Annotated in this window: 19 protein-coding genes; 15 read left to right on the top strand and 4 right to left on the bottom strand. The window is 59.6% G+C overall.

Going from position 1 to position 24,575, the window contains the following annotated elements; translation table 11 throughout:
* Nucleotides 1–10 precede the first annotated feature (10 nt).
* The 8 genes from VF684_RS14720 to VF684_RS14685 all read left to right on the top strand — a co-directional run bounded on the left by VF684_RS14720 (nucleotide 11) and on the right by VF684_RS14685 (nucleotide 15,033).
* Nucleotides 11–3,091 (top strand): multidrug efflux RND transporter permease subunit, encoded by a 3,081-nt coding sequence (locus VF684_RS14720; RefSeq protein ID WP_139440377.1) that lies wholly within the window; start codon nucleotides 11–13, stop codon nucleotides 3,089–3,091.
* 118 nt (nucleotides 3,092–3,209) lie between these two features.
* Nucleotides 3,210–5,177: an ATP-binding protein gene (locus VF684_RS14715; RefSeq protein ID WP_139440378.1), complete on the top strand. Its 1,968-nt coding sequence runs from the start codon at nucleotides 3,210–3,212 to the stop codon at nucleotides 5,175–5,177.
* Between the two features lie 76 nt (nucleotides 5,178–5,253).
* The gene (gorA, locus tag VF684_RS14710; RefSeq protein ID WP_139440379.1) at nucleotides 5,254–6,603 is read left to right on the top strand and encodes a glutathione-disulfide reductase; all 1,350 of its coding nucleotides are present in this window, start codon (nucleotides 5,254–5,256) and stop codon (nucleotides 6,601–6,603) included.
* 562 nt (nucleotides 6,604–7,165) lie between these two features.
* Nucleotides 7,166–8,860, top strand: a complete 1,695-nt coding sequence (gene kdpA / locus VF684_RS14705) for a potassium-transporting ATPase subunit KdpA (protein ID WP_139440380.1) — start codon at nucleotides 7,166–7,168, stop codon at nucleotides 8,858–8,860.
* A 67-nt stretch (nucleotides 8,861–8,927) separates the two neighbouring features.
* Complete coding sequence (gene kdpB / locus VF684_RS14700; RefSeq protein WP_047439857.1) at nucleotides 8,928–10,985, top strand: potassium-transporting ATPase subunit KdpB; 2,058 nt, start codon at nucleotides 8,928–8,930, stop codon at nucleotides 10,983–10,985.
* Nucleotides 10,986–11,047: 62 nt separating this feature from the next.
* A complete protein-coding gene (locus tag VF684_RS14695; protein WP_113740560.1) occupies nucleotides 11,048–11,575 on the top strand; it encodes a potassium-transporting ATPase subunit C in 528 nt (175 codons plus the stop codon).
* Nucleotides 11,576–11,702: 127 nt separating this feature from the next.
* A complete protein-coding gene (locus tag VF684_RS14690) occupies nucleotides 11,703–14,291 on the top strand; it encodes a sensor histidine kinase (protein WP_139440381.1) in 2,589 nt (862 codons plus the stop codon).
* A gap of 58 nt (nucleotides 14,292–14,349) precedes the next feature.
* Nucleotides 14,350–15,033 carry a response regulator gene (locus tag VF684_RS14685; protein ID WP_139440382.1) on the top strand — a complete coding sequence of 228 codons (684 nt, stop codon included), beginning with the start codon at nucleotides 14,350–14,352 and terminating at the stop codon, nucleotides 15,031–15,033.
* Between the two features lie 4 nt (nucleotides 15,034–15,037).
* Here VF684_RS14685 and VF684_RS14680 read toward each other — a convergent pair whose 3' ends face one another.
* The gene (locus tag VF684_RS14680; RefSeq protein ID WP_149151855.1) at nucleotides 15,038–16,165 is read right to left on the bottom strand and encodes a multidrug effflux MFS transporter; all 1,128 of its coding nucleotides are present in this window, start codon (nucleotides 16,163–16,165) and stop codon (nucleotides 15,038–15,040) included.
* 92 nt (nucleotides 16,166–16,257) lie between these two features.
* On the opposite strand from VF684_RS14680, the gene VF684_RS14675 reads away from it, so the two are divergent.
* Nucleotides 16,258–17,082: an AraC family transcriptional regulator gene (locus VF684_RS14675; protein WP_149151854.1), complete on the top strand. Its 825-nt coding sequence runs from the start codon at nucleotides 16,258–16,260 to the stop codon at nucleotides 17,080–17,082.
* On the opposite strand, the gene VF684_RS14670 is transcribed toward VF684_RS14675, so the two are convergent.
* Nucleotides 17,012–17,245, bottom strand: coding sequence for a hypothetical protein (locus VF684_RS14670; protein WP_005355777.1), 234 nt, complete (start codon nucleotides 17,243–17,245; stop codon nucleotides 17,012–17,014). The genes VF684_RS14675 and VF684_RS14670 overlap by 71 nt on opposite strands.
* A gap of 293 nt (nucleotides 17,246–17,538) precedes the next feature.
* On the opposite strand from VF684_RS14670, the gene VF684_RS14665 reads away from it, so the two are divergent.
* Nucleotides 17,539–18,789, top strand: a complete 1,251-nt coding sequence (locus VF684_RS14665) for a valine--pyruvate transaminase (RefSeq protein ID WP_440174322.1) — start codon at nucleotides 17,539–17,541, stop codon at nucleotides 18,787–18,789.
* Nucleotides 18,790–18,861: 72 nt separating this feature from the next.
* Here VF684_RS14665 and VF684_RS14660 read toward each other — a convergent pair whose 3' ends face one another.
* Together VF684_RS14660 and VF684_RS14655 are read right to left on the bottom strand one after the other, a co-directional pair.
* On the bottom strand, nucleotides 18,862–19,302 hold the full coding sequence (locus VF684_RS14660; protein ID WP_021230448.1) for an Hsp20 family protein: 441 nt from the start codon (nucleotides 19,300–19,302) through the stop codon (nucleotides 18,862–18,864).
* A gap of 92 nt (nucleotides 19,303–19,394) precedes the next feature.
* On the bottom strand, nucleotides 19,395–19,808 hold the full coding sequence (locus VF684_RS14655) for an Hsp20 family protein (protein ID WP_005339298.1): 414 nt from the start codon (nucleotides 19,806–19,808) through the stop codon (nucleotides 19,395–19,397).
* Nucleotides 19,809–20,088: 280 nt separating this feature from the next.
* On the opposite strand from VF684_RS14655, the gene VF684_RS14650 reads away from it, so the two are divergent.
* From VF684_RS14650 to VF684_RS14630, 5 genes are all read left to right on the top strand, one after another.
* Nucleotides 20,089–20,859, top strand: coding sequence for an MBL fold metallo-hydrolase (locus VF684_RS14650; RefSeq protein ID WP_128834586.1), 771 nt, complete (start codon nucleotides 20,089–20,091; stop codon nucleotides 20,857–20,859).
* Nucleotides 20,860–20,950: 91 nt separating this feature from the next.
* Nucleotides 20,951–21,910, top strand: a complete 960-nt coding sequence (locus tag VF684_RS14645; RefSeq protein WP_201998721.1) for a helix-turn-helix domain-containing protein — start codon at nucleotides 20,951–20,953, stop codon at nucleotides 21,908–21,910.
* A gap of 65 nt (nucleotides 21,911–21,975) precedes the next feature.
* The gene (locus tag VF684_RS14640) at nucleotides 21,976–22,680 is read left to right on the top strand and encodes a helix-turn-helix transcriptional regulator (protein ID WP_149151851.1); all 705 of its coding nucleotides are present in this window, start codon (nucleotides 21,976–21,978) and stop codon (nucleotides 22,678–22,680) included.
* Nucleotides 22,681–22,769: 89 nt separating this feature from the next.
* On the top strand, nucleotides 22,770–23,543 hold the full coding sequence (locus tag VF684_RS14635) for an alpha/beta fold hydrolase (RefSeq protein ID WP_043820704.1): 774 nt from the start codon (nucleotides 22,770–22,772) through the stop codon (nucleotides 23,541–23,543).
* A 204-nt stretch (nucleotides 23,544–23,747) separates the two neighbouring features.
* The gene (locus VF684_RS14630) at nucleotides 23,748–24,512 is read left to right on the top strand and encodes a GNAT family N-acetyltransferase (RefSeq protein ID WP_440174321.1); all 765 of its coding nucleotides are present in this window, start codon (nucleotides 23,748–23,750) and stop codon (nucleotides 24,510–24,512) included.
* Nucleotides 24,513–24,575: the final 63 nt, after the last annotated feature.

Raw genomic sequence — 24,575 nt, 5'->3', positions numbered from 1 at the left:
GAGATCTGCGATGCGATTTACTGACATATTTATAAAACGGCCTGTGCTGGCGATCTCGCTCAGTTTCCTGATCGCCTTGCTGGGCTTTCAGGCCATCTTCAAGATGCAGGTACGGGAATACCCCGAGGTGACCAACACGGTGATCACCGTCAGCACTGGCTACTATGGCGCCAGTTCTGATCTGATCCAGGGGTTCATCACCCAACCGCTGGAACAGGCGGTCGCGCAAGCCGACAACATCGACTTCATGACCTCCTCCAGCCAGCTGGGCAGCTCCACCATCACTGCGTACATGAAGCTCAACACCGACCCCAACGCCGCGCTGTCCGACATCCTGGCGAAGGTGAACTCGGTGCGATCCCAGTTGCCGAAAGAGGCGGAAGACCCGTCGGTCACCTCCTCCACAGGTTCAACCACGGCGGTGCTCTACCTCGGTTTTACCAGCCCGGAGCTCAACTCCAGCCAGATCACCGACTATCTGGAGCGGGTTATCAAACCGCAGCTCTTTACCGTGGGCGGGGTCTCCAAGGTTGACCTCTACGGCGGTGTCGAGTTTGCCCTGCGGGTATGGCTGGATCCGGCCAAGATGGCGGCCTTCAACCTGACTGCCAGTGACGTGATGACGGTGCTCAACAGCAACAACTATCAGTCCGCGACAGGTCAGGCGACCGGTTACTTCACCCTGTTCAACGGCAACGCCGAGACCCAGGTCAAGGATGTCGACGAGCTGAAGCGTCTGGTTGTTGCTACCCGTGACGGCAAGGTGATCCGCCTTTCCGACATTGCCAAGGTGACCCTCGAGAAGAGCCACGACATCTATCGAGCCAGCGCCAACGGCCGCGAAGCCGTGGTCATGGCGGTCAACGCCGCGCCGACAGCCAACCCCATCAACATCGCCCACGATGTGCTGGCGTTGCTGCCGAGCCTTGAGCGCAATATGCCGAGCACCATGCGTCTCAACGTGATGTATGACTCCACCGTGGCGATCAACGAGTCCATCCACGAGGTTATCAAGACCATCCTGGAGGCAGCCGCCATCGTTCTGGTGGTCATCACCCTGTTCCTCGGTTCGTTCCGCGCGGTCATCATCCCGATCATCACCATTCCGCTCAGTCTTATCGGCGTAGTGATGATGATGGATATGTTCGGCTTCTCGATAAACCTGATGACCCTGCTGGCGATGGTGCTGGCGATCGGTCTGGTGGTGGATGACGCCATCGTGGTGCTGGAGAACGTCGACCGCCATATCAAGGAGGGGGAAGAACCGTTCCGGGCCGCCATTATCGGTACCCGTGAAATTGCGGTGCCGGTTATCGCCATGACGGTCACCCTGGCGGCGGTATACGCGCCTATCGCCCTGATGGGGGGTATCACCGGCTCTCTGTTCAAGGAGTTTGCCCTGACGCTGGCTGGCGCCGTGTTCGTCTCGGGCATCATCGCCCTGACTCTGTCACCGATGATGTGTTCCAAGATGCTCAAGGCCAACGAGCAGCCGGGCAAGTTCGAGAGCACAGTCCACCACCTGCTGGAGCGGATGACCGATCGCTACGACAGCATGCTGCACGCCGTGATGAAAAAACGCCCCGTTATCGTGGTGTTCGCCGTCATCGTGTTCGCCAGCCTGCCGCTGCTGTTCAAGTTCATCCCGAGCGAACTGGCACCGTCAGAGGACAAGGGGGTAATGGCCGTGCTGGGTACCGCACCGTCCAACGCCAACCTGGACTACATCGAAAACACCATGGCGGATGTGAACAAGATCCTGGACGACCAGCCCGAGATCGCCTTCTCCCAGGTCTTCTCAGGGGTGTTCAACGCCAACCAGGCGTTCGGTATCGCCTCCATGGTGCCCTGGAGTCAGCGTGAAGCGAGCCAGAAAGAGGTGCTGGATCGGGTCGCCAATCTGGTGAAAGACATCCCGGGTATGGCCATCACCACCTTCCAGTTCCCGGAACTGCCGGGCGCATCGAGTGGTCTGCCGATCCAGTTCGTCATCACCACCCCGAACAGCTTCGAAAGCCTGTTCCTGGTGGCCGGTGAAATTCTGGCAGCGGCGCAGAGTAACGGTCAGTTCGTCTATTCGGATCTCGATCTGAACTACGACTCCGCCACCATGAAGATCCGCATCGACAAGGACAAGGCGGGTGCCTACGGCATCACCATGCAGGATATCGGAATCACCATGGGCACCATGATGGCGGACGGTTACGTCAACCGTATCGACCTGGATGGCCGCTCCTACGAGGTGATCCCGCAGGTCGAGCGCAAATACCGTCTCAATCCGGAGTCCATCAAGGGCTATTACGTGCGGGCCGCAGACGGCAAGTCGATCCCGCTCGGCAGCCTGATCAGCATTGAAGTGGTTGGCGAGCCCCGTGCCCTACCCCACTTCAACCAGCTGAACTCTGCCACTATCGGTGCCGTTCCGGCTCCGAGCGTGGCCATGGGTGATGCGATCAATTGGTTCCAGACCACCGCCGACGAGAAGCTGCCGCAAGGCTATCGTTACGACTTCATGGGGGAAGCCCGTCAGTTTGTCACCGAAGGCAATGCGCTCTATGCCACCTTCGCGCTGGCACTGGCGATCATCTTCCTGGTGCTGGCAATCCAGTTCGAGTCGGTGCGTGACCCGCTGGTCATCATGGTCTCTGTACCGCTCGCCATCAGCGGGGCCTTGATTGCCCTGGCATGGGGTATGGCGACCATGAACATCTACTCCCAGGTGGGCCTCATCACCCTGGTGGGTCTGATTACCAAGCACGGTATCCTGATCTGTGAAGTAGCGAAGGAAGAGCAGCTACTGCGTGGCATGAACCGGATGGAAGCAGTAATGCAAGCCGCCAAGGTGCGTCTGCGTCCGATCCTGATGACCACGGCTGCCATGATTGCCGGTCTGATCCCGCTGCTCTACGCCACAGGTGCCGGTGCGGCACAGCGTTTCAGTATCGGTATCGTCATCGTGGCAGGTCTTGCCATCGGTACCCTGTTCACCCTGTTCGTGCTGCCGGTGATCTACACCTATCTGGCTTCCGAGCACAAACCCTTGCCGGTATTCGATGAAACCATTCCGCCCAAAGCAAACGGCGGACATTAATCATCAATGACATGCAAAGGCCCCGATACGGGGCCTTTTTTATGCTTCGCAGGAAAGACGACATAAGTGCATGAAGCAGTTAAACTAAAAAACACCACATCCAGACCGCAAGGACGCCATGTCAGGACTCTTCTCCAAGACCGCCAGGGCCGTAGGCCGCAACGGACTCTCATATCGCCTGCTCTCCTACATTCTGGTCTGCAGTACCGTATTGGCGATGATCATTACGGCGCTGCAACTCGCCTGGGATTACCGCAAGGATGTTGCCGTCATCGAAGACAGCATCGGCCAGATCGAGGCCTCGTTCCTGCAACCCATCGCCGCCAGCTTGTGGAACCTGGATGAAGAGCAGGTCAAAGTGCAAATTGAAGGGATCATGAACCTGCCCAATATGCAGTTCGTGATGGTCAAGGAGATGCTCGGCAACTCCGAAGTCCCGCTGCTGACCCAGGGGGTCGAGCGGGAAAGCTATGATATCTCCCGAGAATTCAACCTCACCTATCAGGGGGAGATTGTCGGCAAGCTGTTCGTTGCCGCCTCTCTCGAGCAGATCTACCAGCGCCTCATCGAAAAATCGGTGCTGATCATGGTCAGCCAGACCATCAAGACCCTGGTAGTCTCATTTTGCATCCTGATCATCATTTACTATCTGGTGGTCAGGCACATCAACCGCATCGCCAACTACGCCCAGAAGTTCAACCTCGATCGGCTCGACATGGAGCTGGAGCTGGAAGGCCGCCCGCAGCCGCGCAAGAAACCCGACGAACTGGATACCCTGGTCTCCACCCTCAACCAGATGCGAACCCGACTACGTGACGAGCTGGTTGCCCGCCATCAGGCGGTGGAACAGCTGCAACAGGAGCGGGATTTCTCCGCCACCCTGATCAACTCGGCCAACATGGTCATCTGCTGCATGGAGCCGGATTTGACCATCGCCAGCATCAACCCAGCTGCCATACTGCTGACCGGCTACCACCAGCAGGAGCTGTTGCAGCACAACTGGCTGGATCTCTTTGTCAGCCCGGCGCAACGGGAAGAGCTGAACGATATTCTGGCGGCGGAAGGTTCACTGTCAGACAAAGAGGTCATCATGCATGACCAGCAGGCTCATGAGCTGGTACTGCAATGGACCTTCGTACCCTTCTACGATGGTCCCAACCTCAAGTACCAGATCGGCTTCGGCTACGACATCACCCAGCTGAAAAAGGTCGAGCGGGAGATAATCCAGCTCAACGAGCAGCTGGAGGGCAAGGTGGTGGAGCGCACCCGCAGCCTGAGCGAAGCCAACAACCAGCTCGGCAAGGCGTACGACGACCTGAAACAGGCCCAGCAGACCCTGGTGGAGTCGGAGAAGATGGCCTCCCTCGGCTCGCTGGTGGCCGGGGTGGCACACGAGATCAACACTCCGATCGGCATCAGCGTAACCGCCTCCTCCTACCTGCAGGAGCGGGTCGCCGACTTCAAGTCCCATATCGACTCCAAGCAGCTGTCGCGCTCCTATCTCAACGAGTTTACCGTCAATCTCGACGAGTCGATGCAGCTGCTGCAGAGCAACCTGCGGCGCGCCTCAGAGCTGATTGCCAGCTTCAAACAGGTGGCGGTCGACCAGTCATCGGAAGCACGCTACAACTTCAGCCTCGCCGACAACCTCCATCAGGTAGTGGTCTCGCTTGGCCATAAACTGAAGAAGAACCAGTGCGAAGTGGATATCCAATGCGATCCCAAGCTGTCGATCTTCTCTTTCCCGGGCAGTTTTACCCAGATCTACTCTAACCTGATCCTCAACTCCATCAACCACGGGTTCGACAGCTGGGACAAACCGAAGAAGATCACCATCAAGGTGGAACAGCAGGGAGAAGAGCTGTTTATCGACTACTCGGACAACGGCCGCGGCATCCCGCCCGAAATCTTGCCGCGCATCTTCGATCCCTTCGTCACCTCCAAGCGGGGTCAGGGGGGCAGCGGTCTGGGTACTCACATCATCTACAACCTGGTAGTACAACTGCTAAAAGGCCGTATCAGCTGTACCAGCGAACCGGGCCAGGGCGCCCAGTTCCATATTCGCCTGCCGATCCAACATAACTGAGCGCTGGCTCTTGTGAGCCAGCCGCTTTATCCCCATCATGCTGTGATTGCATTCTTAATGAGCGGAGAACCTCGCAATGGCACAGCATTTTGACTATATCGCCATCGGCGGCGGCAGCGGCGGTATTGCTTCTGCCAACCGGGCTGCCATGTACGGTAAGAAAGTTGCCCTGATTGAAGCCAAAGAGTTGGGTGGAACCTGCGTCAACGTAGGCTGCGTACCGAAGAAGGCCATGTGGTATGCAGGCCAGATCGCCGATGCCCTGAAATATGGCGCCGACTACGGCTTTGACACCACCCTCAACCACTTCAACTGGGCCAAGCTGGTCGAGTCCCGCCAGGCCTACATCGGCCGCATTCACCAGTCCTATCAGAACGTGTTGGGCAAGAACCACATCACCGTCATCAAGGGCTTCGCCCGCTTCGTCAGCAGCAACACCATCGAGGTCAATGGCGAGCACTACACGGCCGATCACATTCTGATCGCTACCGGTGGCCGCCCGGAAATTCCGGCTATCCCGGGTGCCGAGCTGGGTATCGACTCCGACGGTTTCTTCGAATTGCAGGCACAACCGAAGCGGGTTGCCGTAGTGGGTGCTGGCTACATCGCAGTCGAGATCGCCGGGGTGATGCAGGCGCTCGGCTCCGAGACCCATCTGGTGGTGCGCAAGCACGCGCCGCTGCGCAACTTCGACCCCATGATCCACGAGACACTGGTCGAAATCATGGCGCAGGAAGGGCCCAAGCTGCACACCCACGCCATTCCCAAAGCCGTGCTCAAAAACGCTGACAACAGCCTGACCCTGCAACTGGAAGATGGTCGCCACCTCACCGTTGACTGCCTGATCTGGGCCATCGGCCGGATACCGGCTACCGACAACCTCAATCTGGCCGCCGCAGGCATCGCGCTGGACGAGAAGGGCTTTATCCCGACCGACAAGTTCCAGAACACTTCCGTCGCCAACATCTATGCGGTGGGTGACAACACGGGTCGCATCCAGCTCACCCCGGTGGCTGTCGCTGCGGGCCGTCGCCTCTCCGAGCGGCTGTTCAACAACAAGCCGAACGAGCACCTCAACTACGATCTGGTGCCGACCGTGGTGTTCAGCCACCCGCCCATCGGCACCATAGGCATGACCGAACCGGAAGCCATCGCCGAATACGGCGAGGACCAGGTGAAGGTCTACCGCAGCCAGTTCACCGCCATGTACTCAGCACTGACCCAGCATCGCCAGCCCACCCGGATGAAGCTGGTCTGTGTCGGCCCGGAAGAGAAGGTGGTCGGTTTGCACGGTATCGGCTTTGCGATGGACGAGATCCTGCAAGGCTTCGGCGTCGCCATGAAGATGGGTGCCACCAAGGCGGACTTCGACAACTGCGTGGCTATCCATCCGACCAGTGCAGAAGAGTTCGTGACAATGCGATAGGTACGTTTGAAGTTGGCCTGTCATTATCAGGCCAACTTCAACAACTGCGTTCCCACGCCTCACTCCACCAGCGCGGAAGAGTTCGTGACAATGCGATAGGTACGTTTGAAGTTGACCTTTCACGAGGAGCCGGCTTCGACAACCATCTAACCCCTTCTCCCAAACCCGGCTCAGGCCGGGTTTTTTGATCCCTCCTCGCCATTTCTCTCGCAGATCCATCGTTCTTTACGCCGATTTTACGCCTGCCACATGGCGCTTTATGGCGCCTTTACGCCTGTTTTACATACCCTTTTCAGCGTCAATGACACCAACAGAGTCGATATGGTCTTACATCGGCTCTCGCAGCTAATTATCTCAATGGAGTCGATATGAATTGGCTATATCTGCTGCTCGTCTTCGCCTTGATGGCCTATCTGATGCGCGCACTCACGCGCAGTCACGAGTGAGGGACTACCTATATGCAGCAAGAAATTATCTATCCGGTGGCCAGCAAACTGCCGAGCCTCGTGAGCAATCCAATGCGTGCCCTGACGCACCGTGACCACGAGTGAGGAACTAGAACATGTGGCAAGAAATAATCTATCCGGTGGCCTTCGTGCTGCTGGTTCTGCTGCCGGCACCGCTGCTGGGCAACTACATCTACCGGGTATTTGAAGGCAAAATCCGCTGGTTGGCACCGGTCGAGCGCGCCACACTGGCTTGCTGTGGCACCGATGGACGGGAGCAGGACTGGAAGTCCTACGCCCTCAGCTTGCTGGCCTTCAACGGCGCCGGTTTCGGTCTGCTGTTCCTGATCCTGATGGCGCAGGGGTTGCTGCCCCTCAACCCGCAACAACTGCCGGGTCTGAGCTGGCAACTGGCATTCAACACCGCGGTCAGCTTTATGACCAACACCAACTGGCAAGCCTATTCCGGTGAGGCCAGTCTCTCCTACTTCAGCCAGATGGTGGGCCTGACCACCCAGAACTTCGTCTCCGCAGGGACGGGCGCCGCCGTCGCCATTGCCCTGTTCCGCGGTATCGCTCGTCAGCAGACCATCAACCTTGGCAACTTCTGGCAGGATCTGGTGCGTTTCTGCCTCTATGTGCTGCTGCCCATCGCGTTGATCATGGCGCTGGTGCTGGTATGGCAAGGGGTGCCGCAAAGCCTCTCCGCCTATCTGCCGTTCCACGGTGTGGAGGGTCAGGAGCAACTGCTGCCCCTCGGCCCGGCGGCCTCGCAGATCGCCATCAAGCAGCTTGGCTCCAACGGCGGCGGCTTCTTCGGCATCAACTCGGCACATCCGTTCGAGAACCCGACCGCCCTCTCCAACTGGCTGGAGATGGTCGCCCTGCTCACCATCGCCGCCGCCATGGTCTTTACTCTGGGCCGCTATGTGAAAGACATGGCCCACAGTCGCGCCATTCTCGGCGCAATGACCCTCATGCTGGTGCTGGGGCTCTTCGTCTCCCTCTCCCAGGAGCTGAAACCGGATCACGCCCTCGCCCAGCTCACCACCGACGCCAGCAACATGACTGGCAACTGGGAAGGCAAGGAGAGCCGCTTCGGCCCTGTGCTCTCCAGCATCTGGGAAGTGGCGACTACTGCCGCCTCCAACGGTGCCGTCAACGCCATGCACGACAGCTTTACTCCGCTCGGCGGCATGGTGGGCATGATCAACATGCTGCTGGGCGAGGTCATCTTCGGCGGGGTCGGCTCCGGTATCTACGGCATGATGCTGTTCGTGCTGCTGACCGTATTCCTGTGCGGTCTGATGGTGGGTCGCACCCCGACCTATCTGGGCAAACGGCTCGGCATCACCGAGATGAAGTGGGTGGTTGCCAGCATGCTGGTCATGCCGGTGGGGGTTTTGGTGATCGGTGGTGTCACCCTGCTGATGCCGAATGCCAGCACCATCATCGGCCATGATGGCCCGCACGGTCTGTCACGCCTCATCTATGCCTACGCCTCGGCTGCCGGCAACAACGGCTCCGCCTTCGCCGGTTTTGCCGCCGGTGACAACTGGCAGTGCATCGCCATCGGTCTGGCCATGCTGCTCGGTCGCTTCGGCTACATCATTCCGGTACTGGCCATCGCCGGTCAGCTGGCCCGTGCGCCCCGTCAGGAGACGAGCGAAGGGGACTTCCCCATCAGCGGCCCGCTGTTCGTTACCCTGCTGATCATCACCGTATTGCTGATTGGTGGCCTCTCCTTCCTGCCGGTGCTGGCACTAGGCCCGGTGGCCGAACATCTGAGTCTGATCGGAGGTGCATTCTGATGAACCTGACCCTGTCGATCACCATCCGGATGCCAATGGCCAACTATCTGATGCTGGGAGCTTTCCAATGAGCAAGTCCACTGCAATGAGCACCGACACCATGTTGGTGAAGGGCAAAAAACAGAAATCACAGATCATCCAGGCAATGGTTGAGGCCCTCTATCGCTTCAATCCCAAAGCGCTGTTTGGCAGCCCCATCCTGTTCACCCTCTGGCTGGCCGCAGTCATGGCGACCGTGGAGTCCCTGCTGGGGCAGCCTTTCTCCGGCGTCGCCCCCTCGCTTGCCTGGCAGCTGACCGCCTGGCTCTGGCTCACCCTCTGGTTTGCCAACTTCGCGGAAACCCTGGCCGAGGGGCGCGGCAAGGCCCGAGCCGACAGCCTGAAGGCGGGCATGAGCCAGCTCAAGGCCCGTCGGGTGGCGAATGCCAAAGATGGTCAGGGCGAGTGGGTACCCGCCACCAGCCTGATGAAGGGGGACCTGGTGCTGGTACGCAGCGGCGAGATGATCCCGGCCGACGGCGAAGTGGTCGCCGGTATCGCCTCGGTCAACGAGGCCGCCATCACTGGCGAATCCGCCCCCGTCATCCGCGAGTCGGGCACCGACCGCAGCGGCGTGACCGGCAACACGACGGTCGTCTCCGACGAGATCTGGGTGCGCGTCAGCAACAATCCGGGCGAGAGCACGCTGGATCGGATGATCGCACTGGTGGAAGGGGCCAAGCGCCAGAAGACCCCCAACGAGATGGCGCTCGACGCCCTGCTGGTGGGCCTGACCCTGATCTTCCTGTTGGTGGTCGCCACCCTGCCCTGGTTCCTCGACTACAACGGCACCCAGGTCCCGCGTCTCTACCTGATTGCCCTCTTCATAACCCTGATCCCGACCACCATCGGCGGCCTGCTCTCCGCCATCGGCATTGCCGGCATGGATCGACTGGTGAAGCTGAACGTCATCGCCAAGTCGGGCCGGGCCGTCGAAGCGGCCGGTGACGTGCGCACCCTGCTGCTGGACAAGACCGGCACCATCACCTTCGGCAACCGGATGGCTGACGAACTGATCCCGGCCCCCGGCGTCGACCCGGCCCTGCTGGCACAAGCGGCTATGCTGGCCTCGCTGGGTGACAACACCCCGGAGGGCAAATCCATCCTGACTCTGGCCAGCAAGAGCATGGCCAAGCCGAGCCAACTGGAGAGCGACAAGGTGATCCCCTTCAGCGCCGAAACCCGGCTGAGCGGACTGGATCGCAACGGTCATCAATATCGCAAGGGGGCGGTAGATGCCGTGCTGAACTACCTCAGCCTCGACCGCAAGGCGGTGCCGGAGCTGGTGCTCAAGTCAGTCGACAGCATCGCCCGTCAGGGTGGTACTCCGCTGCTGGTCTGCACTCAGGAGAAACTGCTGGGGGTGGTCTACCTCAAGGACATCATCAAGCCCGGTATCAAGGCTCGCTTCCAGATCCTGCGCCATATGGGGATCCGTACCGTGATGATCACCGGTGACAACCCGAAAACCGCCGCCGCCATCGCCGCCGAAGCCGGGGTGGATGACTTCATCGCCGAGGCGACACCGGAGAAAAAGCTGGCCTATATCCGGCAGGAGCAGGCCGATGGTCGTCTGGTTGCCATGTGCGGCGACGGTGCCAACGATGCGCCCGCACTGGCGCAGGCTGACGTGGGTCTGGCCATGAACGAGGGTACCCAGGCCGCCAAGGAGGCGGGCAACCTGGTGGATCTCGACTCCAACCCCACCAAGCTGCTGGACGTGGTGCTGGTCGGCAAACAGCTGCTGGTGACCCGTGGTGCCCTGACCACCTTCTCCATCGCCAACGACGTCGCCAAGTACTTTGCCATCCTGCCAGCCCTGTTCATCGCCGCCTACCCGCAACTGGGGGCACTGAACCTGATGCAGCTGGGCAGCCCGCAGAGCGCCATCCTGTCGGCCATCATCTTCAACGCCCTGATCATTGTGGCGCTGGTGCCGCTGGCCCTGCGTGGTGTCGACCTGAAAGGCTCGGCCGCCAGTCTGCTGCGCCGCAACCTGTTGATCTACGGGGTCGGTGGTCTGCTGGTGCCTTTTATCGGCATCAAGCTGATCGATCTGGTTATTACCGGCCTGGGTCTGGTGTAACGACATAACCGGGATGCGGGTCAGACCCGCATCCCCAGCCATCCTTTTGGAGCAAGAGAATCATGATAGCAATCAGAACCCTGTTGACCCTCACCCTGCTGCTGGGCGTGGGTTATCCTCTGGCGGTGACCGGGCTGGCCCAACTGCTGTTCCCCTGGCAGGCCAACGGCAGCCAGCTCACCGACAGCAAGCAGCAACTCATTGGTAGCGCCCTGCTGGGGCAGAAATTCGAGCGGGCCGACTATTTCCATCCCCGTCCCTCCGCCAGCGATTTCAACACCATAGGCGGCAGCGCCAGCAATCTGGGGATGAGCTCACCGCTGCGGGCAGAGTTTGCCGAACAGGCCGCCAAGGCACAGCCGGGAACCAGCTCCCCCGCCATGCTGACCCGCTCCGCCTCCGGCCTCGATCCCCACCTGCCGCTGGATGCGGTACTGGCTCAGGTCGACCGCGTCGCCAAAGAACGTGGACTGGATCCCGCCCAACTGACGGAGCAGGTCATGTCGGCCACACAAGCTGGTATCCTTGGCCCGCAGGTGGTCAACATTCTCCAGCTGAACCTGCAACTGGATCATCAAAAGGGCGCCTGAGGGCGCTCCTTGCCGATCTGGCGTTGACCTCCATTTTCGAAACGGGCAGTTGGCTCGATAGGGATAACAATGGCTGATGTAGCAAGCGCTGACGCCCTGCTGACGAGTCTGATGCAGGAGCATGGGGATGCGTGATGAGGTAAGGGCTGACGCCCTGCTGGCAAGTCTGGAGCAAGAGCACAAGGGCAAGCTGAAAGTCTTTCTCGGGGCCGCCCCCGGCGTGGGCAAGACCTACGCCATGTTGCAGGCGGTGCGGGAACAGGCCAAGGAGGGGGTCGACATCCTGATCGGCGTGGTGGAGACCCACGGCCGGCAGGAGACGCTGGCCCTGCTCGACAAACTCGCCATCCAGCCGCGCAAGATCCACATGCACCGCCAGCAGCGGCTGGAGGAGATGGACCTCGACGGCCTGCTGGCACGGAAGCCGGCCATCGCCGTGGTGGACGAGCTGGCCCACAGCAACGCCCCCGGCAGCCGCCACGAGAAGCGCTGGCAGGATGTCGAGGAGCTGCTCAACGCCGGTATCGACGTCTACAGCACCCTCAACGTCCAGCATCTGGAGAGCCTCAACGATCTGGTGTGGCAGCTGACCGGGGTCAGGGTAAAAGAGACCCTGCCCGATCAGGTTCTGCTCGATGCAGACAGCATTATCCTTATCGACCTCCCCCCCAAGGAGCTGCTCGGCCGCCTGCGCGAGGGGAAGGTTTATGTCCCTCATCAGGCCAAAGCAGCCCTGCAATCCTTCTTCTCCCTCAACAACCTCACCGCATTACGGGAGCTGGCGATGCAGACCGCAGCCAGCCATGTGGAGGGCGATCTGCAACTGCAGTGGCAAGCAGCAGGCAAGAGCACCTTGCCGCTGCGGGGCAAGCTGATGGTTTGCCTCGGTGACCTGCACGGCTCGGCGCTGGTGCGCTACGGCCACCGCTTTGCCCAGCGCCGCCAGCTTCCGTGGCTGGTGGTGCATGTCGACAGCAATGGCCGCCGCTCTGCCGATGTGGAGCAGGCGCTGGCGCTCGCCTCCCACCTCGGTGCCAAGGTGCTGACCCTCTCCAGTCCGGCGGTCGCCAACACCCTGCTGGAGACCGCCGAACAGCAGCAGGTCTCCCAGCTGCTGCTCGGCAAACCTCACAAGGCGCCATGGCGCCGCTCGCTGGTGCAGCACCTGCTCAAGCAGGCGCAGGGGCTCGAAATCACGCTGGTCGATACCGAGAAGCAGAAGCCCGAAGTGGGGATGCGCGTCCCGACCCCGAAGGATATACACCACAGCCTGCTGGCAGTGGTGATCATGGGGATCACCTCGGCCGCCGCCTGGGGGCTCTCCTACTGGCTGCCCCCCGCAGCGTTGCCGCTCATCTTCGTGCTGGGGGTGCTGGCGACGGCCCTCACCACCAGTCTGGTACCCGCCACGCTGGCGGCGGTGCTGGGCTTTATCGCCCACAATCTGCTCTTCACCGCCCCCTACTTCTCCCTGAGCGTCGCCAACCACAGCGACCTGCTCACCCTGTTTGTGCTGCTTATCGTCGGCATGACCGCGGGGCGCCTCGCCTCCCGCCAGCGGCAACAGCTGATCGGTCTGCGCGAGACCCAGCAGTTGGGCAATGCTCTGCTCTCCCTCAGTCAGGGGCTGGCCACCGCCAGCAGCCCGGAGGAGGTGCTCAGACAAGGTGCCCAGGCCATTTCACTGGCGCTCGGCCAGCCGACCGTGGTGATCGACAAGGAGTTCAACGATCGGCTCGGCAACGAGAAGCACAGGCCCGGCCAGACCGACAAGGCGGCTATCGACTGGTGTCTGGCCCAGAAGCAGAGCGCCGGGGCCCACACCGCCACCCTCAATGCCGCCGAGGCCCAGTATCACCACCTCAGCGATGATCTGGTGATCGGCATAATGCTTGCCAATCCGCTCTCCTCCTCTGCCGAACACCAGCTGCAGGCCCTGCTCACCGACATTCGCGCCGCGCTGGCGCGGATCGACCTCAACGAGCGGCTGGCCGACAGTCAGCTACAGGCGGAGACCGACCGGATGCGCGCCGCCCTGCTCTCCTCGGTCTCCCACGATTTGAAGACGCCACTGGCGACCATCATGGGGGCAGGCAGCACTCTGCTGGAATATGGTGACCGGATCCCCGCCGAAGACCGTGACGAACTGCTCCACTCGGTGCAGGAGGAGGCGCGCCGCCTGCACAGCTATGTGCAGAATCTGCTGGATATGACCCGCATCGGCTCCCCCGACTTCCAGCTGAAACGGGACTGGGTCGATCTGGCGGATCTGGTGGAGAGCGCCCGCAAGCGGCTCGACTCCTCCTGGCGCCAGCACAAGCTGCGGGTCCATTTCGATCAGCATGTGCCCCAGCTCTATGTGCACGGCGCCCTGATCGAGCAGGTGCTGGTCAATATCCTCGACAACGCCTCCCGCTACTCGCCGGCAGGCACCCCTATCGAGTTCAAGGTGATGGTGGCCGAGCCCGACCTCATCATCGATATCATCGATATCGGGGTCGGTATCGCCGAGTCGGATCGGGAGAAGATCTTCAATCTCTTCTACACCCAGCCGGTGGGCGATTGCGGCAGCCGTGGCACCGGGCTTGGCCTCGCCATTTCCCGCGCTATGATAGAGGCCCACGGCGGCAAGATTTGGGCCTTCTCCGGTCCCAATGGCAACGGAACCTGCATGCGCATCTCCCTGCCGCTCGCGCTCAATTCACCGGAGGTCTGATGGCTGACCGCCAGATCGGGTCACTCAGCCCCTCCCACCATTCGCCTCTGGAGGTTCGATGGCGCACATTCTGGTCATAGATGATGAAGCGGCGATCCGTCGCTTTCTGCGGATCAGCCTGATTGCCGAGGGGCATCAGGTGAGTGAGGCGGTGGGGGTCAATGAAGGGCTGGAGCAGTATCGCCACCTCAACCCCGATCTGGTGATCCTCGATCTCGGTCTGCCGGATGGCGATGGTATTCAGGTATTGCAGGCTATTCGCGAGCACCACCCCAATCCTGTGCTGGTGTTGTCGGCCCGCGATTCTGAGCAGGAGAAGGTGCGGCTGCTGGATGCCGGCGCCAACGACTACATGAGCAAGCCGTTCGGCATCGGCGAGATGATGGCCCGCATCCGCGTGCTGTTGCGCCAACGTGCTGGCGTCAGCAGCGGCGAGCGGCGCTACTTCCCCCAATGCGGCCTGACGCTTGATGTCAGCAGCCACAAGGTGACCATGAAGGAGGAGGAGATCCCCCTCTCCCGCAAGGAGTTCGCCCTGTTGCAGGCGCTGGTGTGCCACCCCGGCAAGCTGGTGATGCAGACCCAGCTGCTCAACGACATCTGGGGGCCGAGCCACAAGGAAGACACCCACTACCTGCGCATCGTCATCGCCAGCCTGCGCAAGAAGCTGGGGGATAACCCCCAGCAACCGACGCTTATCGAGACCGAATCAGGTATCGGCTACCGCTTTATCGGCAACTGACGTTTCACGTGGAACGACGCCCGCAGCAAAGCAGTGCCAGCAGACCGCAGCCACTCAGCAACAGGCCGAGAACCTGCAATCCGGCCGCCACCGCCAACCCCAGACTGAGCAGCAGGTAGTAGCCAAGCCCGAACAGGGCGCCAGCACTGCCTGCTACCTCGCGATAGGCCAACAGCGCCTGACTCAGCACGTTGGGGATTGCCAGCCCGAAGGCCACCACCACACCCATCATGGGCAACAGGAACCAGAGGCTGGACTGACTCGCCCAGACCAGCAGCCCGGCGACCAGCGCCAGAGCGCAAGCCAGTCTGACCAGAGAGGACGGCAGCCACCCCCTCCCCAGCAGATGCTTGTTGAGCAGGCTGCCGAGCAGAGTCGCCAGCGCCAGCAAGATCCCCGAATAGCCAAACTCGCCGGTGCTCAATTCCAATCCGGCAAACAGGAACGGCGCCAGACTGTAGTAACCAAACAGCATGGTGTTGAACAGGGCGACCAGCATGGCACTGCGCCAGAGCCCGCCATCCTTCATCATCCGGCATGCCAGCGGCCAGAGTGCGACTCGCTGGGTAGTAACCGGACGGGTTTCCGGCAGCTGCCAGCAGGTCACCAGCAGCAAACCTACCGCCAGTACCAGCAGACCGCTGAACACCCCGAGATAGCCGAACCCGCTCGCCAGCTGGCCGCCACTGAGCAGCCCCAGCACCGGGCTCAAGGAGAGCGCTATGCCCATCGCTGAGAAGACCCGTACCAGATCGCTGCCCTGATAGCTGTCGCGCAGCATGGTCTGGGTCACCACGGAGCCCACGGCGGCGCCAAAAGCCGAGATGACCCGGGCCAGCAGCAGGGTTTCAAACTGGTTGGCCAGCAGCGCCAGCAAGGTGCCGACGCCATAGGTGAGCAGACCCGCCAGCATGGCGGGACGCCGCCCAATCAGATCGCATAGCCGCCCCCAGCAGACCACGCCCACCGCAAACGCCAAAAAATAGACCGACAGGGTCTGGGATGCCTGCCCTTCGCTCACCTGAAACTGGCTGGCGATGTGGGTCAGGACCGGGCTGTAGATGGTCTCCACAATCTGGGGAAACATCATCAATCCCACCACCAGCCAGAGCGGTGGCAACTTGTTGTTCATGACAAACCTCCTTCACAAGAGGTCGCCATTCTAGAGAGATGCCGATTGTCTGATTACAATAAGCAGGACTATAAACATCAAAAATCGGACATATGGCCTTTATTCTTCCCGATCACCCTTTTGACCCCGACCAGCTGACCGGCAGCGTGATCGGCATTGCCTCCGCCCTCGGCTGGCACGACTCGGGTCTGCATCAACATCAGCGCCATCAACTGCTGTTCGCCCAATCCGGCTGCATGACCATGGAGCTGGAAGGTCGGGTCTGCCTGCTGCCGCCCACCCGCGCTGCCTGGCTGCCAGCAGGCACCGCACACAGGATCTTGATGCGCGGTGTCGTTGCCTACCGCTCCCTCTACTTCCAGCCGCACCCCGAGTTGCCCGGCACGGTCGAAGTGCTGGCGGTCAATCCGTTGCTGCACGAACTGATCGAACGGATGGCGCTCTGGCCGTGGGACAAACCGCAAGAGCAGCAACAACGGACGGTGGCACTGTTTATGGAGGAGTTGGGGCAGGCGCCACGGGAGTCGTGGCAGTTGCCGCTGCCGACCGATCCCAGACTGGGCGACTGGCTACAGCAGTTAAAACGAGGAGATGCCCTGCCCGATCGGCTCAACCGGCTGGCCGAACGGGTGGGTGCCAGTGACAAGACCATTGGCCGCATCTTCATGCGGGAGACTGGCATGAGCTATCAGGCGTGGCGTCAGCAGTGGCGGCTGTTGCGCGCCATGGAGCTGCTGGCAGAAAGCGAGTCCATCAGCCGGATTGCCGCTGCGCTGGAGTTCTCCAGCGACAGCGCCTTCATCAGCTTCTTCAAACAACATACAGGACAGACCCCCCTGCGCTACCTCAGCTCTCGGGGTGAGTCGCCACAGCCTGGCTCGCTTCCACCACCAGGGTATCCAGCGCCAGCGGCTTGAGATTGTGCAGCGCATCCTGCACCACTGCATGGGATGCCTGTTGCAACTCGCTCTGCACATCCTGCTCCAGCTGGACACTCTCCAGCTCGGGCCGCGGGTTTTCGTTGGCCATCACGTTCAGGCTCAGGGCACTCACAATCAGGGTAGCGATCAGGCTTTTCATCTGGTTTGCTCCGGTATGGTTGAGATGACCAGATAGCTATTCCAATAGTTGTGCCAATCCTCACGCAATCCATAACATGATGATTTTGTTTAAATTAACTATATCTCGATACCAAATTGAGTCGCAAAATGCATCCCGCTCGGTCATTTTTAAACCAACAGTTGGTGCTTTTAACCACGCTTGATTTTTGCACCATGTTCCACGTGGAACGTCCCATCTTTTTGATCGACACCCACTTTTAAACTGAGCTATGGTGCTACATCCCCGTAACTCAAATCTGGATCTGTCACTGAATGGAATTTTCCTTGTTCGGCGAGAAGTTCACTCGCCACGCCGGTATTACCCAACTCATGGATGACCTCAATCAGGGGCTGACCAATCCGGACGCCATCATGTTGGGTGGCGGCAATCCGGCCCCGATCCCCGCCATGCTGGAGCGCTTTCAGGCCGAGGCCAAGAGCCTGCTCGACAACGGCGAGCTGGTCAAAGCGATGGCCAACTACGACGGCCCACAGGGCAAAGACAGGTTCACCAAAGCGCTGGCTGCCCTGCTCAGCAAGGAGTTGGGATGGGATATCTCGGCCCGCAATATCGCCCTGACCAACGGCAGTCAGAATGCCTTCTTCTACCTGTTCAACCTGCTGGCTGGCGAATTTGCCGATGGCCGCAAGAAGAAGGTGCTGTTCCCGCTCGCCCCTGAATACATCGGCTATGCCGACTCAGCGCTGGCCGACGACTACTTCGTGGCCTACAAGCCCACCATCGAGAAGCTGCCCGATGGCCAGTTCAAATACCACGTGGATTTCGAGAGCCTGCAGGTAGGTGACGATATCGGGGTGATCTGCGTCTCCCGCCCGACCAACCCGACCGGCAACGTGCTGACCGACGAAGAGATCGAACACCTCGACCAGATCGCCCGCGACAAGGGAATCCCGCTGCTGATCGACAACGCCTACGGCGTTCCCTTCCCGGGCATCATCTTCAGCGAAGCCAAGCCGTTCTGGAACGCCAACACCATCCTCTGCATGAGCCTCTCCAAGCTGGGTTTGCCGGGCACCCGTTGCGGCATCGTCATCGCCGACGAGAAGATCATTCAGGCCATCACCAACCTGAGCGGCATCATCAATCTGGCGCCGGGCAGTCTGGGGCCCGCCATCACCATCCCGATGATCGAGAGCGGCGATATCATCACTCTCAGCGCGCAGGTAGTAAAACCCTTCTATCAACAGAAGGCGGAGCTGGCGGTACAGCTGCTGCGCGAAGCGATCCCCGACCCGCGCCTCCACATTCACAAACCGGAAGGGGCCCTCTTCCTCTGGCTCTGGTTCGAGGGCTTGCCGATCCACTGTCAGGAACTTTATGAGCGACTGAAGGTGAAGAACCTGCTGATCGTGCCGGGTCACTACTTCTTCCCCGGCATCGATGACCCCGAGTGGCGTCACAGCCAGGAGTGCATCCGCCTCAACTACTCCCAGAGCGAGGAGCTGGTACGTCGCGGCATCGCCATTCTGGCCGACGAGATTAACGCCCTCTACGCTGGTTAATCCAATCCGGCGATACAAAAACAGAAAGGCCTGCAAATGCAGGCCTTTATTGTTTATCGCGATCCGGTTTGCTTAGCCGGGCAACGCCAGCTGCTCGGGTTTACCGATGGGAATGGCTCTGGGCTTGAGCGCCTCCGGCAGTTCGCGCGCCAGCTCGATGGTCAGCAAACCATGCTCCAGCTTGGCGCCCTGCACTTCCACGTGCTGGCTCAGCTTGAAGGCGAGCTCGAAGTCGCGCTCGGCAATCCCCTGATGGAGGAACTGACGCTCACCGGCAGCAGCTCCTTTGCGCCCCTTCACCTTGAGGGTGCCGTTTTCGGTCTCCAGCTCCAGCTCTTCGCGCTCGAAGCCAGCCACGGCGACCGTGATGCGATAGCCATCCTGATCGCGCTTTTCAATGTTGTACGGAGGGTAAGCGGCGGTCTTCTGCTCGAACAGACCTTCCAGCTCACGGGCCATCCGCTCGAAGCCGACGGCGTTGGAATAGAGATGAGAAAAATCGAGGTTACGCATAATCCTATCCTTCTAATAAGCAACAGGTTCAACTCTCCACAGGCCCGTTATCGGCACCCGGGAAATTTTAAAATTTCAGTGAATTCGAGCTATCAGCCGTTGATCTCTATCTTGCGCGGCTTCATCGCCTCGGGCACTTCACGCACAAGCTCGATGTGCAGCAAGCCGTTTTTCAGGTCGGCCCCTTTCACCCGCACATAGTCGGCCAGCTGGAAGCGGCGCTCGAAACCACGTTCGGCGATCCCCTGATAGAGATAGTTGCGCCCGGTGTCGGCCTGCTTGTTGCCCTTCACCGTCAGCAGATTTTCCTGGAAGCTCAACTCCAGCTCTTCCTGGGTAAAGCCCGCCACCGCCATGCTGATGCGGTAGTCGTTGTCACCCAACTGCTCGATGTTGTAGGGGGGATAACCGGCATTGCCATTGCTGGCCGCAGATTCGATGAGATTGGCCAGACGATCGAAACCGATGGCAGAACGATAGAGCGGAGAAAAGTCGATAGAACGCATAGTATTACCCTCTTATGAGCGATAACGGATTGTTTGCCCTCCTTATGGACGGGCGCCTGGTCGAAACCTCTGTCGAGCGTTCCGGCCTTGTTACCTATATAGGGGCTCACTTTTTTCTTTCAAGGGGATTTTTTCAAATTTTTTAAATGGCCGCGCCGGTCTGTAGAACATCAACCTGTTGGCCCGATAGTGATGATAATCGACCCGTGGGCCACTGATGGCAATGCGCTCCGCACCCCATAATTGGTTGCATATCCACCAGCCAACATGGAGCCACCCCATGAAGATTACCCAAGTTCGCAACGCCACCTTGCTGCTCGACTATGCCGGCACCCGCTTTCTGATCGACCCCATGCTCTCGGCCAAGGGGGCTTTCCCCGGCTTTGAGGGCACCGCCAACAGCCAGCTGCGCAATCCGCTGGTCGAGCTGCCGCTGCCGATAGATGATCTGGTCGATGTGGACGCCGTTATCGTCACCCACGACCATCCCGACCACTGGGATGACGCAGCCAGAGCCCTGATCCCCAAGCATCTGCCGCTCTTGGTGCAACATCAGAAGGATGCCGATGCCATTCGTGCCAGTGGCTTTGAGGATGTGCGCCTGCTGAGCGACCAGCCCGAGTTTGCCGGCATTCGCCTGCAGCAGACCGGTGGCCAGCACGGCAGCGACCAGTTGATGGCGGTACTGGGCGAGCGCATGGGAGAGGTATGCGGCGTGCTCTTCTCCCATCCCGATGAACAGAGCCTCTATCTGGCCGGTGATACCATCTGGCATCCCTCGGTCGAGCAAGCCCTGCAACAGCATCAACCCGAGGTCATCATCCTCAACTGCGGTGATGCACAGGTGCCCGGACTCGGTTCCATCATCATGGGCAAGGAGGATGTCGCCGCCGTTTATCAGGCCGCACCGCAAGCCACGCTGATCGCCAGTCATATGGAGGCGGTCAACCACGCCGTGCTGTCACGCCAGGAGCTACGCGACTATCTGGTGGACCGGGGCATGATGGATCGGGTACGGGTGCCGCAAGATGGCGAGGCGATATCGCTATGATCCACAAGAGAGCCATGTCAGACATGGCCCTTCGGCTTTCACAGCCAAACGCTTATGATGAGTGGTCTGCGCGCAGAGAGGAGCCAACACCATGACCACCCCGATCGTTGCCGTGGTGACCTTCGATCACTTCAGCCCTTTTCACTGCGCCGTCCCCTGTCTCATCTTCGGCGATATCCTGCCGGGCCAGCCGCTGTTCGAGCTCAAGATCTGCTGCGGTGATGGCAACCCTCATTCACACTCGGCGCAAGGCTTCACCATTCAGGCTCCCCATGGGCTGGAGGTGCTGGCCGAGGTGGAGATCATCGTCATCCCCTTCTGGCACGACCCGGCAGCACGGCCACCCGCAGCACTGCTCGATGCCCTGATTGCCGCCAGAGCCAGAGGTGCCCGGCTGGTCGGGCTCTGCCTCGGTACCTATGTGCTCGCCTACGCCGGGCTGCTCAATGGTCGCAAGGCATCGACCCACTGGGAGTACGAGCAGGATTTCTGCCACCGCTTTCCCTGCGTGCAACTCGATACCAACGCCCTCTATGTGGATGACGCAGGGCTGGTCACCTCGGCAGGCACTGCCGCCGGGCTGGACTGCTGCCTCTATCTGGTACGCCAGTACCACGGCTCGGCCATCGCCAACAAGGTGGCGCGGCGGCTGGTGATCCCGCCTCACCGGGAAGGGGGGCAGGCCCAGTTTATCGAGCAACCGGTGCCCGCCTCCACCCGCGATGTCCGGATGAACCAGTTGCTCGACCACCTGCGTGCTCATCTGGCCGCCCCCCATACCCTGGATTCTCTGGCAGACCATACCCTGATGAGTCGACGCACCTTTACCCGCCGTTTTCATCAGGCAACCGGCCTCTCGGTGGGTGAATGGCTGCTGGCGGAACGGCTCAGGCGCAGTCAGGAGCTGCTGGAGGTAAGCGGCCATTCCATCGATCGCATCGCCGAGCTGGTTGGCTTCAAGAGTGCCACCTCCCTGCGCAACCACTTCCGCGCCCGCTTTGCCATCTCCCCCAGCGAATGGCGACGATCTTTTCGTGGCCAGAACTCCTGATGAAGCCCGCTGTACCCGCTCACCTCACTATGGCAGGCTAATCAGAAATCCCGAGGAGTCATCCCATGTCCCGTTCCGAACGCCTGCTGGCCCTGCTCCAGCTGCTGCGCGGCCACCGCTACGCCATCACAGGTGCGGAACTGGCCAGCCAGCTTGGCATCAGCCTGCGCACCCTCTATCGGGATATCGCCACTCTGCAGGCGCAAGGTGCCCATATCGAGGGCGAACCCGGGATCGGCTATGTGCTGCGTCCCGGCTTCATGCTGCCGCCATTGATGTTCAGTGAAGAGGAGCTGGATGCGCTGGTGCTCGGGTCGCGTTGGGTCGTCGCCCACGGTGACGGAGCCTTGAGTGCATCGGCCAGCAGTGCGCTGGCCAAGATAGAAGCCGTGCTGCCCGCCGACTATCGCCAGCAGCTCCAGAGCAATGCCCTGCTGATCGGTACCTCCCGCAGCGACAGCCTCACCGATGAAGCCCCCCTGCGCAGCGCCATCCGCCAGCAACGCAAGGTGACCCTGAGTTATCGTGACCTCAAGGATGAGGCCTCTGAGCGTACCGTCTGGCCCTTTGCCCTCGGCTACTTCGATCAAGTGCGGGTACTGGTAGCCTGGTGCGAACTGCGTCAGGGCTTTCGCCACTTTCGGGTCGATCGCATCACACGGATGCAGCCGCAAGATTGCCGCTATCCCAAAAGCAGAGAGAGCCTGCTGAAGGAGTGGCGCACCACCCAGCAAATCCCGCAGCCGAAATTCATTGCTGACAGAAACTGACAGCAGGTAGCGCCATCCTGAGGGGGTCGGCGCAGATGTGCTATTTCATCTGTTAGGTCATATACATCGAAACGAGGTTGCTCAAAAACATGAACAATAAAAGTGGTTATATCGGCGTCAACGGTGGTGAGTTGTATTACGAACTTTCGGGTAATCCTGATGGTGAGCCTTTATTGATGCTTCATGGTGGCCTTGGTTCCCTTAATGAACTAATACCCATTCAAAGATATGTTGCCATGGATTATCAGTTGATCAGTGTAGATTTCCGTGGCCATGGAAAATCCCCTCTAGGTAGTAAGCCACTGAGTTACTTGCAGTATCAGCAAGATATCCAAACACTCCTCGACTATCTGGGCGTTGATAAATATTCAATATTTGGCTTTAGTGATGGTGGTATCGTAGGTTATCGACTAGCCGTACAAGAACCCGATAGCGTTTCTTGTTTGGTTACACTTGGCGCAACGTGGCGATTAGAGCCTGATGATCCATCACTCGGGTTGCTAAGCGGCTTAACAGCAGACTTTTGGATTTCAAAGTTTGCCGATGATGTCGCGCTATATAAGGTGTCAAATCCCGAGCCTGATTTCCCAAAACTGGTCGATGCTGTAAAGGCTGTTTGGCTTGATACAACACCATCTGGCTACCCGAGTAACCTGGTTGAAAAAATTCGTTGTCCGACATTAATCATGAGGGGTGATAACGATGTCATTTTTTCGCTTGAGGAGTCTGTGGCTTTAAAAGCAAAAATCGCAGATTCCAGTTTTGCCAATATTCCACTCGCGGCTCACTCAGCTCATCAAGAATCGCCTGAACTGGTAGGTAAAATGCTTCAACAGTTCATGTCACAGCATAAAAACTATTAACTCTTCCATAGCACACTGAATATAAAGAATCAGCTCTGTGCAAGTGAACTCATCATCAAAATGCCGAACATCAAATTCGGCATTTTCTTTATCTCAGCCCGATCGCCCATCCTTTCAACTGCCAGTGTTTCACGTGGAACGTCGGGCGGCATCCGGCTGGGCCGTCTGTGCTATCATCCCCGATCCTTACTCTCTGGAGAAACAATGACCACTCGACATAATCCGCTCGAACTGTACCAGCCGGACAACAGCTCCCCCGATAAACTGAGCGAACGACAGCTGATGCTATTTGCCCTACTACAACAGCGTGAGCAGGAGTTTGGCTTCAACCAGAACGTAATCGTCCACTACCCGGAAGCGAGCTTTCTCACCGCTCCGCTCGATTATCTGGATCTGCTGATCCTGGAACAGCAGCAACAGGGTCACCTCATCAATGAGGTGGTGATACTCACCACTTACCCTCAGGTGCACATCCCACTGGTCGAGCGTGACTATCTGCATGAAGCGGTTCATATGCCCGCAGGTCCGGATCACACGGCAATCTTCAGATTGGATTATGGTGCTAATCCGGCAGGCAAAACCCTCTATATCGAGGCCGTCAATGAGCAGGACACCAAGATCTGGCCGACCTTTGTGTTGATGTTGCGCGATGAGCATGGTGAGCTGCAGGGCGGCATGTCCGGATCAATCTGGACTCAGGATGAGCGGCGTTACGCCTATATTGGCACTGTGGTGGTGCAACCTGGGCAACCCGCAGGAACCGGCACCCTGCTCGCCAATACCGTGCTGGAGTACCTGACGCAGCAAGGGGTTTACGAGGTCAATCTCGGTACCCAGACCGCCGAGCCTTTCTATACCAAGCTGGGGTTCAGTGTCATCCACCACATAGTGCCAGCGTTGCGTCATCGCACGGCTAGCGATGGCACTGTGCTACCTCACAACCTGGTCATCATGAGCAAAATGCTCTGATAAAGCAGACTACAAATGTAAAAAAGCCGCTCACAAGGAGCGGCTTTTTGCTGTCTGACTGCG

This window comes from Aeromonas sp. Lyrl_2 (assembly GCF_051948815.1).
In the GTDB taxonomy this organism is placed as follows: Bacteria; Pseudomonadota; Gammaproteobacteria; order Enterobacterales; family Aeromonadaceae; genus Aeromonas; species Aeromonas veronii.
Note: the sequence above shows the minus strand (reverse complement) of the source record. Positions and strands in the feature narration are given on the sequence as shown.